15 protein-coding genes are annotated in these 17,692 nt (G+C 61.4%); 9 read left to right on the top strand and 6 right to left on the bottom strand.

Annotation, left to right across the window (positions count from 1 at the left end; translation table 11 throughout):
- The first annotated feature begins 4 nt into the window (after positions 1-4).
- Positions 5-943, top strand: coding sequence for a DUF2950 family protein (locus NL154_RS03600; RefSeq protein WP_434733586.1), 939 nt, complete (start codon positions 5-7; stop codon positions 941-943).
- Between the two features lie 4 nt (positions 944-947).
- On the opposite strand, the gene NL154_RS03605 is transcribed toward NL154_RS03600, so the two are convergent.
- Complete coding sequence (locus NL154_RS03605) at positions 948-1,436, bottom strand: CYTH domain-containing protein (RefSeq protein ID WP_434733587.1); 489 nt, start codon at positions 1,434-1,436, stop codon at positions 948-950.
- A 35-nt stretch (positions 1,437-1,471) separates the two neighbouring features.
- Positions 1,472-1,939, bottom strand: a complete 468-nt coding sequence (locus tag NL154_RS03610) for a hypothetical protein (RefSeq protein WP_210628809.1) — start codon at positions 1,937-1,939, stop codon at positions 1,472-1,474.
- Between the two features lie 260 nt (positions 1,940-2,199).
- Between NL154_RS03610 and NL154_RS03615 the strand changes: the two genes are divergently transcribed.
- The 5 genes from NL154_RS03615 (at position 2,200) to NL154_RS03635 (ending at position 9,418) form a co-directional block, all read left to right on the top strand.
- Complete coding sequence (locus tag NL154_RS03615) at positions 2,200-3,999, top strand: hypothetical protein (RefSeq protein WP_434733588.1); 1,800 nt, start codon at positions 2,200-2,202, stop codon at positions 3,997-3,999.
- Positions 4,000-4,243: 244 nt separating this feature from the next.
- The gene (locus NL154_RS03620) at positions 4,244-5,455 is read left to right on the top strand and encodes an alpha/beta hydrolase (RefSeq protein WP_210631679.1); all 1,212 of its coding nucleotides are present in this window, start codon (positions 4,244-4,246) and stop codon (positions 5,453-5,455) included.
- Between the two features lie 37 nt (positions 5,456-5,492).
- The gene (locus NL154_RS03625; RefSeq protein ID WP_434733589.1) at positions 5,493-7,646 is read left to right on the top strand and encodes a mechanosensitive ion channel family protein; all 2,154 of its coding nucleotides are present in this window, start codon (positions 5,493-5,495) and stop codon (positions 7,644-7,646) included.
- Positions 7,647-7,706: 60 nt separating this feature from the next.
- Entirely contained in the window at positions 7,707-8,189 is a 483-nt protein-coding gene (locus NL154_RS03630; protein ID WP_210628806.1) for a hypothetical protein, read from the top strand.
- 2 nt (positions 8,190-8,191) lie between these two features.
- Positions 8,192-9,418, top strand: a complete 1,227-nt coding sequence (locus NL154_RS03635) for an HlyD family secretion protein (protein ID WP_210628805.1) — start codon at positions 8,192-8,194, stop codon at positions 9,416-9,418.
- Between the two features lie 206 nt (positions 9,419-9,624).
- On the opposite strand, the gene NL154_RS03640 is transcribed toward NL154_RS03635, so the two are convergent.
- Entirely contained in the window at positions 9,625-10,206 is a 582-nt protein-coding gene (locus NL154_RS03640; protein WP_434733590.1) for a dihydrofolate reductase family protein, read from the bottom strand.
- A gap of 183 nt (positions 10,207-10,389) precedes the next feature.
- On the bottom strand, positions 10,390-12,096 hold the full coding sequence (locus NL154_RS03645; protein WP_434733591.1) for an adenylate/guanylate cyclase domain-containing protein: 1,707 nt from the start codon (positions 12,094-12,096) through the stop codon (positions 10,390-10,392).
- Positions 12,097-12,952: 856 nt separating this feature from the next.
- Here NL154_RS03645 and NL154_RS03650 point away from each other — a divergent pair.
- The 3 genes from NL154_RS03650 (at position 12,953) to NL154_RS03660 (ending at position 15,074) form a co-directional block, all read left to right on the top strand.
- A complete protein-coding gene (locus NL154_RS03650; RefSeq protein WP_221122593.1) occupies positions 12,953-13,885 on the top strand; it encodes an L-lactate dehydrogenase in 933 nt (310 codons plus the stop codon).
- An 85-nt stretch (positions 13,886-13,970) separates the two neighbouring features.
- A complete protein-coding gene (locus NL154_RS03655; protein ID WP_307148302.1) occupies positions 13,971-14,198 on the top strand; it encodes a tetratricopeptide repeat protein in 228 nt (75 codons plus the stop codon).
- Between the two features lie 249 nt (positions 14,199-14,447).
- Positions 14,448-15,074 (top strand): tyrosine-type recombinase/integrase, encoded by a 627-nt coding sequence (locus NL154_RS03660; RefSeq protein WP_221155381.1) that lies wholly within the window; start codon positions 14,448-14,450, stop codon positions 15,072-15,074.
- Positions 15,075-15,263: 189 nt separating this feature from the next.
- Here the strand turns inward: NL154_RS03660 and NL154_RS03665 are convergent, their stop codons facing one another.
- Complete coding sequence (locus NL154_RS03665; RefSeq protein ID WP_434733592.1) at positions 15,264-16,373, bottom strand: sulfite oxidase; 1,110 nt, start codon at positions 16,371-16,373, stop codon at positions 15,264-15,266.
- A 348-nt stretch (positions 16,374-16,721) separates the two neighbouring features.
- Positions 16,722-17,672 carry a LysR family transcriptional regulator gene (locus NL154_RS03670; RefSeq protein ID WP_210628799.1) on the bottom strand — a complete coding sequence of 317 codons (951 nt, stop codon included), beginning with the start codon at positions 17,670-17,672 and terminating at the stop codon, positions 16,722-16,724.
- Positions 17,673-17,692 lie beyond the last annotated feature (20 nt).

The raw sequence follows: 17,692 nt of genomic DNA on the forward strand, positions 1-17,692 counted from the left end.
CATCATGAGACGCCAATCGACCGTAATTTCGCTCATGTTCGCAGCAGCGCTGTGCACGTTTTCGGCAACGCCGACGCTCCTACTGGCGCAGACGGGTCTCTCCGCGTACAAGGCGGCGACGTCTTCGCCGAAGTTCGACAGCGCGCAGCTTGCGATCGACAAACTGAAGTCGGTGCTGGCTTCCAACAATATCGACGATCTTGCCGCCTTGCTCGGCCTCAACGCCGACAAGCTCCGTTCCAGCAACGAGGCGATGATCGCCTACGGATTGATCCGGGAGGGCGCAGAGCGCCAGGTGGTTCTGAAGGATCTCGGCAATCTGAAGGTCGCCGCGATCGGCGATCGGCTTTGGCCGCTGCCGTTTCCGCTGGCCGAAGACAAGGACGGCAAATGGTTCTTCGACACGCAGCGTGGCCTTGAAGAAATCATCAATCGCCGCGTCGGCGAGAACGAGCTCGCCACCATCGATACCATGCACGAATATGTGGCGGCCCAGTACTGGTACGCATCCGAGGATCGTGACGGCGACGGCATCTATGAGTTCGCGAAGAAATTGATCAGCAGCCCTGGCAAGCTCGATGGCCTTTACTGGGATCCGAGCGTCTACCCCGAGGAAAGCCCGGCAAGCGCGCTGGTCGAAACGGCCGCGTTCGGAGCCGCCAAACGCGGCGAGGGCTATTACGGCTATCGCTACCGTATCCTGACATCCCAGGGAGACAATGTCCTTGGCGGCAAGCAAAGTTATGTCATCAACGGCTATATGACCGGCGGTTTTGCGCTGATTGCCTGGCCGGTCAAATATAGGGTGACCGGCGTGCAGACGTTCATGGTCAACGGAATGAGCGTCATCTACCAGCGTGATCTCGGCCCGACGACGGAAGAGCAGGCTGCGGCGATCAAGGATTTCAATCCGGACGCAAATTGGACCGTCGTAAAGGATTAAGGTTTCAGCCGGCGCCGCCCTGCGCCGCCGGCTGTTGTGGGGGCGGGGCAGCTGCCATGGCGCGGTTGGAGTATCGCCGCTCGCCCGTGACCTCGCGCCCCAGCCATTGCGGCAGGTTGAACCGGTCATCCTCACTCGCCATTTCGATTTCGGCGAGTGTTAATCCCTGGTAAGCGCCGGCGAACACGTCCACCTCCCAGCTTTGGCCGTCATGCAGGACGCGGTATCGGGTCTTTTCAAGGACATGACCTGCGTGGAGAAGGAGATCGCGTGCCTCCTCGACCGGAATGTCATACTCAAATTCCTCGCGGGCCAGGCCTGGCGAGCGGAATTTGATTGTCAGGCGCGCGGAACGCCCGTCGATCAGGCGGACGCGCACGCAGTTCTGATCGACGCCAAGATAGGCCTGTTGCAGGACGCGCGGCGCGTCGGCGCAAACGCGCCAACTGTCGTCCCGGACCAGGAACTTTCGCTCGATCTCTATCGCTTTCAACAGGATATTCCCTCGCTCGTGCCTGCTCTTTGGCGTCAGTCGACAGGGGGTTCCCAAGTGAGGAAGAAGCCGACGTCTCCAGGCATCCCGTCGGGGAAATTGATGATCATCGCCTTCAGACCGTAGCCTTGCGGCTTGGCGACCTCCTCGAACAGTCCATACAGCTCCTTCGCCTTTCCCTGCAGCGTCTTCTGCCATCCGGCAAGGTTATTGTTGATCGCGCGGCCACTGTCCGTGCAGAAGGTCGATGGAAAGCTGTAGATCAGCGCCTCGTATTTGCCATCCGCGGCCGCTTTCATCACCAGGCGTTTGATGACGGCGCGTTCCGCTTCTCCAATCTGCTTGCGGAAGAAATCCTCGACGAAATCAGCATGTTTCTTCGCTTCACGCGCCTTGATCTTGTCGCTGCGCTCCATTTCCACGAGCTGGAGTTCCAAAGCGCGCTTGCGCAGCTCCTCGGCGCTCGTCATAGCATGGGATGTGGACGTTTCAGGTGATGTCATCGCCGCCTCCTCCGGAATGTTCAGGTGATGATAGAGTGCACGGAGAGACGAAGGCAGTAAAATACATGTCCGCCCCGGTAGGATACGGTATCCTACGCCGGTACGAGCTATACAGGCCTGTATTGGCCCCTGGCGACCGTTGAATAAAGCGATCCTTAATTAGCTTATTCTTCTGAAGAGCATTGCCGTTGTGTCGACGCAGGTCTATCGTCGATGACTGCATGCTGCAGGTTGTTCGCAATCGGAGTCTGGGGGAGCCGATGCCAAATGCAGACGTTGACAGGGCGAGCAGCGACATTTCTTCACCCGAAGAGGTGCAGCGGCAACTTGAGCGTATTCTGTCCAGTCCCGAGTTTCGTCTTCCGGAGCGAGCGGGGAGGTTCCTCGAATTCGTGGTGACCGAGACGCTTGCCGGCCGTCGCGACTACCTGAAGGCATTTACCATCGCGCAGGCGGTTTTCGGCCGAGATGCAAATTTCGATGCTCAGCAGGATCCCTGTGTCCGTATCGAAGCAGGACGACTGCGCAGGGAACTGGAACATTATTACCTGACCGCCGGCGCCGCGGACCGGGTCGTCATTACAATTCCCAGAGGCGGCTATGCGCCTGTCTTCGAGGTGAGGCAAGGAGCCCAGCCTGCAGATATGCCGCAAACCGGACAGGCCGCTCCGCTGACACCTCCGGCAGATGAGGGGCAGCAAGGCGCCCGGGCAGCGGATACGGACGGCCGAGACAAGGCGAACCGGCGTGTGGCATGGTCCCGATATTGGCTTTCCGCAGGAGGCGCGGCGGTCGTGTTCGTCGCCGCCGCCGCGATGCTTCAGCACGGGGGGACGTTCAAAACCGAAAACGACATGCCGTCTGGAGCCGTCGGCCACCCCATCATTGTCGTCGAACGTTTCGAAAGCGCCTCCGGCAGCGGGGTTGCATCCGACATTTCCCGCGGCATCACCGATGACATCATCGAAAAGCTCGTTCCCTTCAATGACATCGTCGTCGCCGCCGCTTTGCCGCGCAATCGGGAGGGCCAGTGGTCGTCGCAACCGATCTATGCCTTGCAGGGGAGTATCAGGCTGGAAGGCGAAACGCTGCGCTCGACGGCCAGACTTGTGCGGCGAGCCGATGGCACCGTCATCTGGGCAAACAATTACGATGCGGACATGAAGGTCCAGGGCGTCTTGCAGGCGCAGGCAGGTCTTGCCGAGGACATTGCGACGGCGGTCGCGCGCCCGTTCGGCGTTATATTCGAGACGGACACCGCCAGCATCGCCGGAAACGCGGACGCGTTTTCCTGCATTCTGTCCTACTACAGCTATCGGAGCGAAATGACCCCGCAGGCGCAGGAAGCGGCAAAATCCTGCCTGCAGCATGCTGTGGAAAAGATGCCCGATGATTCCAATGTCACGGCCTTTCTTTCGCTCACCTATCTCGACGAATTCCGCTTTCCATATCCGCTGAACACGAAACCAACCGCCGCCACGCTGGCGATTGCCAAGGAGCTTGCCGAACGCGCCGTGCGTCTCGATCCGAAGAATGCCCGAGCTCTGCAGGCGTTGATGCTTGCCAACTTTTTCGGCAATGACCCAACCGAGGCCTTGCGGGCCGGCGAAGCTGCGTATGCCAGCAATCCAAACGACACCGAAGTGGCGGGCGAATACGGCCTGCGCCTGGCGATGTCGGGAAAATGGGACAGGGGCTGCGAGCTGATTTCGGAGGCGGTCGGCAAGAATGCCGGACCACAGGGATACTATGAGGTAGGAATGGCGCTCTGCGCCTTCATGCGGGGCGATATCCAGGCTGCCGAATTATGGTCGCGCATGTCGGACCTCAACTACAATCCGATGCATCGCCTCGTCCTGCTTTCGATTCTCGGCACCCTCGGAAAATCGGCGGAGGCAAAGGAGCAAATCGACTGGATCGAGGCCCGATCGCCCGCCTTGATCCCGAATGTCCGGCGGGAGGTCGTCCGGCGGCTGGCAAGAATCGAGGACCAAGAACGATTCTTCTCCGGGCTGGAGGCTGCCGGCCTGACAGTTCAAAACGACCAGCCGGCGAATTGACGGCGGTGTGTCCGACCGGCTGTCCTCGCCCTCGGCCGAATGACGCGCAGGGTGCTGTTACCTGTAACATACAGGATCATACATGCCTGCGGATGCGTCTTTGGCCCAATCTCTTCCATGCAGGACCGGGTCGACCCCGGCAGCATGCGTCAGGGTGGGGAGCAGTGTGAACATAAGCAACATGCGCGGCACTCAGGCCGCTTTTCGGCAGACGCTTCGACGGCTTCTGGTCTGCGTTACGGTGATGTGCCTGTCAGGCTGCGGCGGGCATCCGAAAGGCGTGCTAACCCCGGTCGCCGAAACCTCCCCCCGCGCCGATCGCGTCGACATGCTGGTCGCCACGACGCGCAGCCGCTCGCCTGTTCCCGGAGAGATGTTCAGCGGCGAGCGCGCCCGCCAGCCCACCTTCGCCGATATCACCGTCTCGATCCCGCCTGGGCGCAAGGAAGGTGAAGTCGCCTGGCCGAAGAAGTTGCCGTCCAATCCCAAGACCGATTTTGCGACGCTGAAGGCAACCGAGTTGGATGTCGATGCCGCAAAGGCCTGGCTCAGCGCCAGCGTGCGCAAGAGCCCCGACAAGAGCGTTTTCGTCTTCATCCACGGCTACAACACCCGCTTCGAGGACTCCGTCTACCGTTTTGCCCAGATCGTTCATGATTCCGGCGTTCATAGCGCGCCGGTGCTGGTGACGTGGCCCTCGCGCGGACGGCTGCTGGCCTACGGCTATGATCGGGAGAGCACCAATTACACCCGCAACGCGCTGGAGAAGCTCTTTCAATATCTCTACCATGATCCGGAGATCAAGGAAGTCTCGATCCTCGCCCATTCGATGGGCAATTGGCTTGCTATGGAGGGCCTGCGGCAGATGGCGATCCGCAATGGCCGCCTGCCGGCGAAATTCAAGAACGTCATGCTCGCGGCTCCCGACGTCGATGTCGACGTGTTCCGCCAGCAGATCGCCGACATGGGAAAGCAGCACCCCCAATTCACCCTCTTCGTATCCCGTGACGATAAGGCGCTCGCCGTCTCCCGAAGGGTCTGGGGCGATGTCGCCCGTCTCGGCTCGATCGATCCGGAGCAGGCGCCTTACAAGCAGGAACTCGAGGAATACGACATCAATGTCATCGACTTGACGAAGGTGAAGACCAGCGACCCTCTCAACCACGCCAAGTTCGCGGCTTCGCCCGCGATCGTCCAGCTGATCGGCGCCCGTATCTCGGAAGGACAGACGCTGACTGACAGCCGAGTCGGTCTCGGGGAGAGAATTCTTGCGGCGACGACGGAAACGGCGGCCGCCGCGGGCAATGCTGCGGGTCTGGTGTTGGCGGCGCCTGCCGCCGTCGTCGATCGGGACACACGCGACGCCTATGCCGCCGAGGTCAGCGCGGTTGCCGGGCCCGGCGGCAAGTCGAAGCCGGCCTGTGGCAATGCTTTCAGGACGGAATGCCGGCCATAGGGCGCGCAGTGCGCGATACGCGGGATTGGGAGTGATCATGTCGATAGTTTCATCAAGGAACGTTCTTCGGACGCTGCTCCTGGCGGTGATCGCATCCCTCGCCGCCGCACTGACGGCCATGCCCGCGATGTCGCAGACACCGCCGGCCGCACTGCCGGCCGAACGGATCGAGCAGTTCATAGCCTTGTCCACCGATCCGGCGGTGCAGGACTGGCTGAAGCAGCAGGCAGCGGCAAAAGCCGCTGCCGAACCAGGCGAGGCGAAGCCAACCGATCCCTCTTTTTCCGAATTCGCCACACGCTTCCGCCGGCATTCCTCCGATCTGATGAATGCTGCGACCTCGTTTCCATCGCAGATGATGGCGGCCGCGGCGGTGCTCGAGCGTGATATCCAGGCGAACGGCGGCACCCGGCCGGTGGTGCTCTTGATCGCCTTCATGGCGGCAGGTTTTGCCGCCCAGTGGTTTTTCCGGCGGATCAGCGGCGGCTGGCGCGCCTGGATGGAGCAGGCGTCCTTTTCGACCGTCCGGGAGCGGCTTGTCCTTCTCGGCGCCAAACTTCTCTGGGAAGCATGCCACGTGTTCGCTTTCGCGCTCGGCAGCATCGGCTTCTTCCTCATCTTCGACTGGCCGCCGCTCGTGCGCGAAATCGTCGTCGGCTACCTCTTCGCCTTCGTCGCCTTCCGCCTAGCCGCCGCGCTCCTGCGCGTTTGGCTCGCGCCCCCCGCCGCCGCGGCGCAGCCAGGATTTCGCGTGGTCCCCGTCAGCGATCCGGCCGCGGCCCATTGGGCGCGCCGCCTCGCCTATCTCTGCGGCTGGTTCGCCTTCGGCTGGGTGACGGTGCGGCTGCTTGCAACGCTCGGCCTTCCCCCCGCCTCGCGGCTGCTCGTCGCCTATACGCTGGGTGTCGTGCTGTTGGCGATCGCGATCGAAAGCCTGTGGCGCCGGCCGGTGGACGCGCCGGTCGAGGGGCAGGCGCCCCGCATCGGCCGGACGATCCGCAATTGGCTGTGGACCGCCTATTTCATCGGTCTCTGGGCTCTCTGGGTCGTCGGTGCGACGAAGCTCTTCTGGATCGTCGCGGTGTGCGCCGCCTTGCCGGCGGTCCTCGCGCTCACCCGTTTCTCCATCGCCAACATTCTGTCCTCTCCCGCCGGCGCGGAAAAGGCCGAGCGGGCAAGCATCGCCTCCGTGCTGGTGGAGCGCGGTGTGCGGGCAGTGGTCATCGTCGGGGCCATCCTCCTGCTCGCCCGTGCCCTCGACGTCGAGTTGACCCGCATGACGATGCAGGACACCCCGATGCTGCGCATCGTCAGGGGCATGCTCAGCGCCGGCATCATCCTTCTCGTCATCGATCTCGCCTGGAGCCTGGTGCGCGTCGTCATCGACCGCAAGCTTGGCGAGACCGATACGCCCCAAGAGGCCGGCAGCGACACGGCCCGCCGCCGGGCGCGGATCCGCACGCTGCTGCCGATCCTGCGCAACGTTCTGATGATCCTTTTTGCCGCAATTGCAGTGATGATGGCGCTGTCTTCGCTCGGCGTCGAGATCGGGCCGCTGATCGCCGGCGCCGGCGTCGTCGGCGTTGCGATCGGCTTCGGCGCCCAGACCGTCGTCAAGGACATCATCAGCGGCGTATTCTACCTGCTCGACGACGCTTTCCGCGTCGGCGAATACATCCAGAGCGGCAACTACAAGGGAAGCGTCGAATCCTTCAGCCTTCGATCGGTGAAGCTCAGGCATCACCGCGGCGCCGTCTACATCGTGCCCTTCAGCGAACTGGGCGCGATCCAGAACATGAGCCGCGACTGGGTGATCGAGAAGATGACGGTCAGCGTGGCCTATGATGCCGATGTCGAGAAGGCCCGCAAGATCATCAAGAAGATCGGCCAGGAACTGTTCGCCGACCCCGAGTTCAAGCCCATCACGATTGAGCCGCTGAAAATGCAGGGCATCGACAGCCTGGGCGACTCCGGGTTGCTGCTACGCATGAAGTTCATGACGCTTCCCGGAGAGCAGTTCACGCTGAAGCGCCGGGCGCTGCGGATGATCTATGAGGCCTTCCATGAAAACGGCATCCGCCTTGCCGTGCCGACCGTCCAGGTCGCCGGCGACAAGGTTGCCGATACGGCCGCAGCTGCTCAGCAGGCTCTGACGGCGCACAAACAGGCCCTGGCGGCAGGCGCCGGCTGACATGATCCATGCGGCCTGCCGGCTGGCAGGCGACTATCGCGTTCAGGAAAGGAGATTTCGATGGAAGACTATCACTCCGCTCTCACCGATCACGTGCCCGGCTTCATCACCGAGCCGGGCCAGACCGACTATTTGTTTGTCGGCGTCATCGTCTTTCTGATCGTGATGATTCTGGTGGTCGGCAACCTCTACTTCCAGCTTCACGCCATCCCCGAACGCATCGCCCACCGCACCAACAAGGTGCAGATGGAGATTGTCGCGGTTCTGGCGCTGATCTCGCTCTTCACCCACAATCACCTTTACTGGATCCTTGGTCTGCTCCTGGCCTTCGTTCGGTTTCCCGATTTTACGACCCCGCTCTATTCGATCGCCCGCTCGCTCGCCAGGCTCGCCGGACGCGACCCGGACGAGCTCGAGGATGAGGCGCCGGTCGCAGCCGATCACCCGGAACCGGTCCGCGCGCCGACGCCAGCGCCAGAAGCAGTGGCAGAGGCACCACCCGCCCGGACGCCCGCCAAGACACTGCACGAAGAGGGGATCTGATCATGTTCGAATTAATGCTCTGCTCAATGCTGACCATCTTCCCGGACTATCTCTATCGACGCTATGTCCAGGGCAAGCGCATCGGCCAGGAGATCACCCTTTACAGCATGTGGTACGAACTGCGCTGGGGCATTTCCGCCTGCCTGATCCTGACCGTTTCGCTGATCACCATGATCTTCTATTTCCATCCCTCGACAAAAACGGTCACGGCCATATTCCGCACGGTCACGATCCTGCCGGAGGCCTCCGGCCGGGTGGATGAGGTCTTTGTCGGCGTCAACGAAAAGGTCGCCGCCGGCGCGCCGCTCTTCCGCCTCGACGATTCACAGCAGAAGGCGGCATTCGAAACCGCCAGCCGGCAAATCGCCGAAGTCGAAGCCGAAGCGAAGGTCGCGCAGACCGAGCTTGCGAGCATGGACGGCCAGATTCAGGAGGCCGACGGCGCCCTGAAAGTGGCTGAGGACGAGTTGGAGATGAAGACCCAGCTCCTGAAAAACGATGCCGTCGCCCGCCGGGAGGTGGTCCGCCTCACCAATACGGTCGAAGGCCGCAAAGGCTCCCTCAGCGCTGCGCTTGCCAAGAAACAGACGCTGGAAACCAAACTCAGCGTTCTCCTGCCGGCGCAGAAGGCGAGCGCCGAGGCCGCCCGGGCGGAGGCGCAGGTGGAACTCGACAAGACCGTCGTCAAGGCGGGGGTAGCGGGCACAGTCCAGCAATTCACATTGCGCCCCGGCGATGTGCTGAACACCATGCTGCGTCCTGCCGGCATCCTGGTGCCGAGCGAAGCGGGCCGCGGAACGCTGATCGCCGGTTTTGGGCAGATCGAGGCGCAGGTGATGAAACCCGGAATGGTCGCGGAGGCCGTCTGCGTCGGCAAGCCGTTCACCATCATCCCGCTCGTGGTGACCGAGGTGCAGGACGTGATCGCGGCCGGCCAGCTGCGCCCCACCGACCAGCTGCTCGACGTACAGCAGCTGGCAAAACCCGGCACGCTGACGGTGTTCCTGCAGCCGCTGTTCGACGGCGGCCTGGATGATGTGCCGCCAGGCAGCAGTTGCATCGCCAATGCCTATACCAACAATCACGATGCGCTCGCTGATCCCAACATCAGCACCCCGCGCTGGTTATTCCTGCATGTGGTCGACACGGTCGGTCTCGTGCATGCCATGATCCTGCGTATACAGGCGATGTTCCTGCCGGTTCAGACCCTGGTTTTCGCCGGGCATTGAGCTCGATGCGCATTGTCCGCCAGGACGCCACGGCCCATTTCGATGGTGCTGGCCTTTTACGGCCATGTATGGCCAGAGGCTGACCGGCGTGAGCAGCCGATCGAATGGCCGTCGGCGGACCAGCTGAAAATGCGCCTTTGCATCGAGCAGATGTTCGTGGCTGCCCAGCTTCAGGCAATAGTAGGCCGCCGCGGTCTCGTCAGACGCTAGGAACTGGATTGGCGACGGACACGATAGCGGATGTGTGTCGCCGCCGGCGTGTCGATTACCCTGACAAGCTCCAGTTCGATCTCTGACGGCAAAACATCGAACAGCCGGCGGCCGCGACCGAGCAGCACCGGGATCAGATGGATCTGGATCTCGTCCAGCACCCCGGCCCGGAGTGCTTCTTGCGCCGTATAACCACCCCGCAGTTGTACGTCTCGATCGCCGGCCGCAGCCTTCGCCAGCGCCATCGCGCTCTCGATTCCGTCATTCACGTAGGTCACCAACGGATAACCCCAACGGGCGGCGGGCGGCGGAGGCCGGTGACTGGGCACGAAGATCGGGGCGCCGCCATGACTGCCTCCCCAGTGATCCATGAGCTCGGCGGTCCGCCGGCCGGCAAGGACTGAACCGGCCGCCTTCCATTCGGCTTCAAATTCACGCACGGGCCCGGCCTGAGCGGATCCCCCGTCGGCGTCCGCCCAGTGGTGCAGCCGCTCTCCATCCTCGCCTCCAAGATAATCGTTTTCGTCGGCGATATACCCATCGAGGGACATCGACATGTCGAGGATGGATTTGGACATTTCGTTCTCCTGTGACGACTGAAGGTCAAGTGTGCGAAGGGTGCTGTCGGCAGGTGCTGTGGGCGCCGTGCCGGGATCCGATCGTTCGGCGCGTTAGACGTATTCACGATCAATGTTGCATGGCGATTGGACTGTCGAAAGGGCCGATTGTCACAAACGCGTCGGGATTGTCTCCGCGCGCGGTCACGCCTCCGGCAGGCCAGCCTTTCGGAAGCCGTCGACAATGTGGTCTCGTACAGATGCATCGCGCAGCGGCTGGGAACTGAGCCAATGGGCGATCGTGAAATGAGGGTGGGCGATCAGGAACAATTCCGCCTCTCGCCGCGCCTCCTCGCGGTGGCCCAACTGCGCAAGCGCGGCAGCCAGGAATTTGCGTGAGTTGGTACGGTAGGTGTCTTTCCTGCGCAGTGTAGCGGTTGCCGCCTCATAGTCACCCGCGGCGTATTGCGCCTGCCCAAGATGACAAAGATACCAGCAGGCCGGATAGGGATTGAGCCGCAGAGCTTTTTCGATCTGCGCCAGTCCGTCGGCAATCCTGCCGTCCAGCACCGATATATCAGACATGGCGGCCCAGGTGTCGGCGTGGTTGGGATCGAGTTTCAGGGCCATGGCAAAGGCGGCCTCCGATTCCTCCCATCGCCGTTCATAGGCCAGAATGGTCCCCAGAACGTAACGGCAGCCGGCATCGTTGGGATCCAGGTCGACCGCCTTCTGCGCTGATGTCACCGCCATCCGACGGTTAGGATCTTCGGGCTCGCCGAAATGCGTCCAGGCAAGCCAACGGTTATAGGCGAGCAGACCGAGCGCCTCGGCATATGTTGGCTCGAGCTTGACCGCGCGTTGGAGCAGCATATAGGCCTCACGCTCGGTTTGCGGCGACTCCTCCGTCAGGAGACGGGCGCGCACACACAGGTCGTAGGCCTCGAAGTTCTTCGGCCGATTGCGCGGCGTCGGGACGGTCAGCCGGCCGACGAGAGCTTCAACAATCTTGGCGTTGACCTCATCCTGTAATTCGAAAACATCTTCCACCGTCCTGTCGAACCGTTCGGCCCACAAGTGCTGGCCGCCAAGCGCGTCGATCAATTGGGCATTGATGCGGACACGGCCCATTGCGCGTCTGGCGCTCCCCTCTAGGACGTAGCGGACGCCGAGTTCCTGGGCGACCAGCTTTACGTCGACCGGCTTGCCCTTGTAGCCCCACACGGAATTGCGCGCGATGACGAACAGGCCAGCCGTGCGGGAAAGGTCGGTGATCAGGTCTTCGGTCAAGCCGTCGACGAAAGGCGCGTCCGCTTCATCCCCACTCATGTTCGTGAACGGCAATACAGCGATCGAGGGACATTCGGGCAGCGGCAAAACGCTCTGCAGCGCATCCGGCCAATGCCACAGGTGGACCGGGCGAGTGAGGTTCTTCAGGTAGCGTTCGCCTGCATCGAAGAACCGGTCGCCGATCTTGCCGACGATCTCGCCGTGAACGCTGGCTGAAATGCAGATGCCTCCCGGCGCGGCCAGCGTCTGGAGGCGCGCCGCGACATTGACGCCGTCGCCGAGGACGTCCGAACCGTCGTCAATGACATCTCCGAGATTGACGCCCACGCGCAAAAGCAGGCGCCGGTCTTCGGAAGCCTCAACAGCAGTGGCGGCCCGCTGCATTTCCAAGGCTGCTGCGACCGCGTCCACCGCGCTGCCGAATTCGATCAGGAAGCCGTCGCCCGCGACCTTGAAGATGCGACCGTTGTGACGCATCACAGCCGGCTCGATAACGCCGGAACGGAGTTCCCTGAGGTTCTCAAGCGTTGCGGCTTCATCAGCCTCCATCAGGCGTGAATATCCCACCACATCGGCAACGACGATGGCGGCAAGGCGACGCTGAAGAGAATGGTTCGTCATTTGAGGACAAGCCCAACGACCGGGTTCTTAACGTATTGTTCAAGCGCGGGTGAGTCAACAAATGGTAAGAGGTAATGCCCGGGCGACCTCCACCTCCATCAAGCCGTCATCCCTCTTTGTGACCGAGGACGTCGAAGTAATGAGTATCCACGGAAAGCGGACGGTTCTTGAACGTCCGGTGATGGGCGCCCAGGCGGCTGGTGGCGAGCGGCGGTTTCCGCTGAGATGGGAGTGAAAAGTGCGCGCTTCTTCAGCGCGCATACTCGGATATCCAGGCTCAAGGCCCGGAATGACGGAGGCCGGAGGTGCGCTTCCATCCAACTCGCCAGCGGCGCGGCGTCTCGCAAATCGCCACAATGATCGGCTTTGGCGCAATCATCGCTAGCGCTGTTTGCTTCGCACCTTGACTAAGCGCGTGTTGCCGTTTCGAATAATAGCGCTGTGACAGTTATGGCAGCTTTGCGCCCCAAAGCCGCCGTTCCACGTCCCGCGCTATTTGTCGGCAGGTGATTTCCGAAGCGAGGCGCATAAATTGGCAACCTTCAAGATGAATGGAGGATGTACCGATGCTCCGCTTTCTTGTCGTTTACACCAGAAGCCCGAGGACTTGGCGTCCTTTCGAAACCTGTCCAAAGCCGACAGGATGCAGTCGACGCCGTCGGTATAAAAGAGTGGTCGGCGTGGGAAGAAAGAAATGCTTCGTCCATCCTTGATCCTGGCGGAATAGTGGGCAAGACGACTCCCATGACCAAGGAGGGCGTCGTCACGCGGTGAATTGCGGGAACTCCGCTGACGGCCTGTTAATGGCGAGCTTCCGCGCTAAGTCTTACTTAACTCCGACAGGGAGGCAAACGGGATGAAGGTCGGCATTGTTGGAGCCGGCATGGTTGGCAGCGCGACTGCGTACGCCCTTGGCTTACGCGGTGTCGCGAGCGAGGTTGTGCTGGTCGATCTCGATCCAGCTCTGGCCGAAGCACAAGCCCTTGATATCGCACATGCGATGCCGTTTGCCTCAGGAACCTCGATTTCTCATGGAGACTACGATCATCTTCGGAATGCTGGTGTTGTCGTAATAGCCGCAGGGGTCGCGCAACGATCCGGGGAGACGCGAACCGATCTGCTGAGCCGCAACGCCGCGGTCTTCCGAACAGTTGTAGGCGAGATCATGCGTGTCTGTCCCGACGCGATTTTGCTGGTTGCATCCAACCCGGTCGACATCATGACACAGATCGCCGAAGCGTACTCCGGACTGCCAAACCATCGCGTGATCGGATCGGGGACAATTCTCGATACCGCGCGGTTTCGTAGCCTGCTGGGGGCTCACCTTCGTGTGTCGCCGCGATCCATTCATGCCTATGTGCTGGGCGAACACGGCGACAGCCAAGTCTTGGCGTGGTCCGGCGCCAGGGCAGGTACAGTTCCGATTGCTCTCTTCGGTGCACAGATTGGCGCTCCCATTACCGAAGCTGTCCGGACAGATATCGACAGCAAGACTCGCAACGCCGCCTATACCATCATCAAGGGCAAAGGCTCTACCTACTACGGGATTGGAGCAGGTCTTGCCCGGATCGTCGGCGCGGTAAGGCAGGATGAACAGGCGGTGCTTTCAGTCTCGAGCGTCACCGCGCTGATCGAAGGTGTGCGCGATGTAGCTTTATCGGTTCCCCGCGTTGTGGGCCGCGAAGGCATTTCCACTGAATTGCTTCCTGACCTTGACACACATGAGCGCGCTGCGCTTCAACGAAGCGCTTCTAAACTTAGAGGCCTGTTCGAGGCGGTGACGCTCTGATTCGAACCCATGCTGAGCGCGTGCGTGGGCGGACGTCGGCGCCGCCCATTTCGTCGACGGGCGATACGACGATGCGATTACCTGGATCCAAAGAGGCCTTAGCCAGCAGCCTGACGCGAGTTGGGCTCTGCGGTGGCTCGTCAGCGCCTATGTGCACGCCGGCAGATTGGATGAGGCACGACGTGCCTGCCTTCGACTGCGAGAGAGCCATCCCGACCTTACGCTTGCCAAAGTCAGGGATACATGGTGGCCCTCTGCTATTATGGCGCGGATTTTATCGGGTCTGCGTGACGCTGGCTTGCCCGAAGGCTGACTGGACCGGCTCAACCGAGGTCTTCACCGAGATCCACAAACTTCATCGAAGGTCATGAATCCCTCCTTTGTGCCGTTCCGGTATTGCAATCCAAACGGCAGCTTCGGGTCAATCCCAGACTTTCGCGGCAAGTACTTTGATGTCCGCGTGTTGAGTGTCCAAGGAGCGGACGGTCGGCCACCGGCCCCGTCATATAACCAGAAGGTGCGCGTTCTCCCTCTGGCCAACGGTGGCCATAGGAGAACTGGAATGGGTGTCTCGCAATATGATCCTGCCGCACTGGGTCGACCGGCTTGGAACGCAGGCAAGGAAGTTGGCGTCAAGAAGCCCCTCAAGCAGCGCCAGATCTGGGCAGTCCGTTTCTTCCTCGACCGAGGAGGAAGGATGAGAGATCGCGCGCTTTTCGATCTCGCCATCGACAGCAAGCTCCGCGGCCGCGATCTGGTAAAACTGAAAATCGGGACTCTCGTCACGGGGCACGAAATTCGAACTCGCGCAATGGTCGTCCAGCAGAAGACTGGACGGCCCGTGCAGTTCGAAATCACGACCGAGGTTAGAGCTAGTCTGCTTGCCTGGCTTCAACGAAGGGGAGGAACAGTCGATGACTATGCCTTTCCCAGTCGGATCGACCACGGTAATCATCTCAGTACTCGGCAGTACGCCTGGCTGGTAGATGAGTGGGTGACGGCGATCGGCCTCCGTCGGGAGGATTACGGGCCGCATTCCCTGCGGCGAACGAAGGCCGCCACGAACTCTAAGGCCCGGCAACCGGCGATCCAGATCCTGCTTGGCCATACCAAGATCGAGAACACGGTCAGGTATCTTGGCGTCGACATTGAGGATGCACTGGAACTGGCCGAGCGGACTGAGATCTGAATAGAGACCGCCCTGCACGTCGTGGGGCCGTTCCTCTTTGCTCTGAGAGGCTCTAACGAGATTCGATCAGCTTTGCGCCTTTCTCATGGTCATTCAGCCAAAGGGGCGCTATTGCTGCAAAGCGACATGACGCAGTGACAACGCGGGTCACACTTGCGCCAAGAGCCCCATTCCGCACCATGCGGGTGATTAGATCACGAATTCCTCCTCGTATTTTCGTTGCTCGGGAACGACGGTAACCTCCACCGGAACGATCCAATTGGCCGCGTAGCTCTCGCAGTCGGAACGCGGAAGGTCGGGCTGCACGCACCCCGCCCCATCGATCGCGCGACATCGCAGTGTATATCGCCCCACTTCTTCAGGGGTCCATATGTACTCCCACAAGCGCCATGCAAAGGGACGTTCTGTTTCGAGGAGCCTTCCCTCGCGCCAGCCCCTGCCATCTCCCGTGCAGACCTGCACCTGCCGGATAGCAGCCTCTCCGCTCCAAGCGGCTCCGAAAATCCGGTAGGGTTGGCCGGCAATGAGGTGCGCCCCCTCTACGGGACGCGCGATCTGCGCTTTGACCTCCATCTCCGCAAGGGGAACCAGCGTGGGTTCCCCGAGGCTGCGTTCCCAACGGAAATAGTCGCGCGCCTGCCAGTAGCCGAGGAACGGTTGTTCCACAACCGTGATATCCGTAATCCACTTGATCCAAGCCATGCCGAACCAGCCACCCACCACCGCTCGTAGTGGGTAGCCGTGATCGCGCGTCAACGGCTCCTCGTTCATCGAATAGGCAAGGATCGTGCTGTCAGCGATGGCCTTCTCAAGCGGTAAACTGCGCGCAAAAGCGATGGGGCCAGGAGAAGCCGTTTTCTTGTTCGTGTCGACGACGCCGCTGTCGGCGCCTGTCAGCAGAACCTCACGTGCGGTTCGCTTAACGCCGGCCATTTCCAAAACCTCGCGCAGAAGAACACCTGTCCAGGCGGCGTTGCCGACGGCTCCGTTCTGCCACTGTAACCCCTCCTTCGGTGGCACATAGTAGACGCGCCCGTTCCCTGCGCACTCCACGACGGCAGTGAAAGTCGTGCTCCGCATCGCCTTGATGCCGTCTAGGTCAAGTTCGATCGGCCGCTCTACCGCCCCGCCAACGCGCAGTCTCCAGTCTCGCGCATCGAGCTCCGGCGACGGGAAATGGTTTCGCACGAAGAACAACTCGGCTGGGATCAGCCAATCGGAGAGCGACGCAAACGGAAACTCGATGTTCGGTGGGGATTTCTGTCGAACTATTAGACTGGGTTGCTGTGGTGTCGCCATCGTCCTCGTCTCCCCTCCAAAAGTACAACGTCGGCTCTCCGTCGCGCGTATTTCGGATCGATCACAAGCCCGTCGCAGTGCGTCTGTCGCATTCCGCCGGCCGCATACTAGCACATACCGCACGTCCTCGGATCGATCTCGAGCGGCAGCAAAAGGGGTCAATCTCAGGCCTCGGCGGCAATAATTCTGATGTCCGCTTTTGGTGTTGGGTGTCTCGTAGCGGACGGTCGGCCACCGGCCCCAAATCGGTCATTCCTTCTCGGCCTCAGCCGAGCCTGCTGCTGGAACATCGGAGATATGGGACTTCTAGCCAAGGACGCGGTCCCGGTTCGTATCCCATGGGGGCTCTCAAACGCCCCAAATCACCGACTCCTCATGACGTTTGATCAGATGCCGAAGATCTTGGAAACCCAGGCGGACGAATTCGGCAAATTGATCGACTGCGGGAGCTCGTGGAGCATCGACGCGCTTGAGGATCGCAAGGGCGCGCTCTGGATGAGGGATGGTGATTGGCAGTGCGGTGATCGTCTTTTCCTTGCGCTGCGCGAAGACGACGCTGTGCGGCATGACGGTCAGCGCATCCGCCGATTTCAGGTAGTTGATTACACTCATCAGCGAGCCGCCGGTATAGCGGATCTTGATCTCGGTGGCGCCGAAGGAGAGCAGCAGCGCGCGCAGGTCCGCCAGCAGCGGGCTTCCCGGTGGCGGCGCAATCCACGGATAGTCGAGCAGTTGGCTCGGCTGCGGCCGCCGTTTCAGAAGCAGCGGATGGGTTACCCGACAGGCCACGACATTGCGGCCTGGGAGAATCTGCTGGAATTCGAGCCCGGAACCCTCGTCGAGTATGTCGATCGGGCATATGGCGAGGTCGATCTGATCTGCCTTCAGCGCTGCGCGCAAATCCGGGAAATAACCGTAGCTTTGATCGATCCGCACGTCCGGACGGCTTGTCTGAAACTCCGCGCACAGCCCGGCAATCAGCGCATCCATGAAGAAGGGCGTGCCGCCGATCCGTACGACGCCGCTCTTGCCGACGCGGAAGCTTTCGACGAGATCGGAGGCCTTGCGTGAGGCTGCGAGCATGACGAGGCCGTGTTCGGCGAGCGAAAGACCAAACGGCGTCGGCTGCAATGGCCGGCGACCCTTGACGAAGAGCGGCTCGGCCACCCTTTTCTCCAACATGGACAAGGTGCGCGAAACGGCAGGCTGAGCGAGGCCCAGCAAGGCCGCGCCTTCGGTTACGCCGCCTGTTTTGACGACGGCGGCAAGCTGGATCAGGTGACGTTCATCGAACTTCATAACGATCCGTTATATTGTTT

The sequence above is a fragment of the Rhizobium sp. YTUHZ044 genome (assembly GCF_051123975.1).
Classification (GTDB): domain Bacteria; phylum Pseudomonadota; class Alphaproteobacteria; order Rhizobiales; family Rhizobiaceae; genus Rhizobium.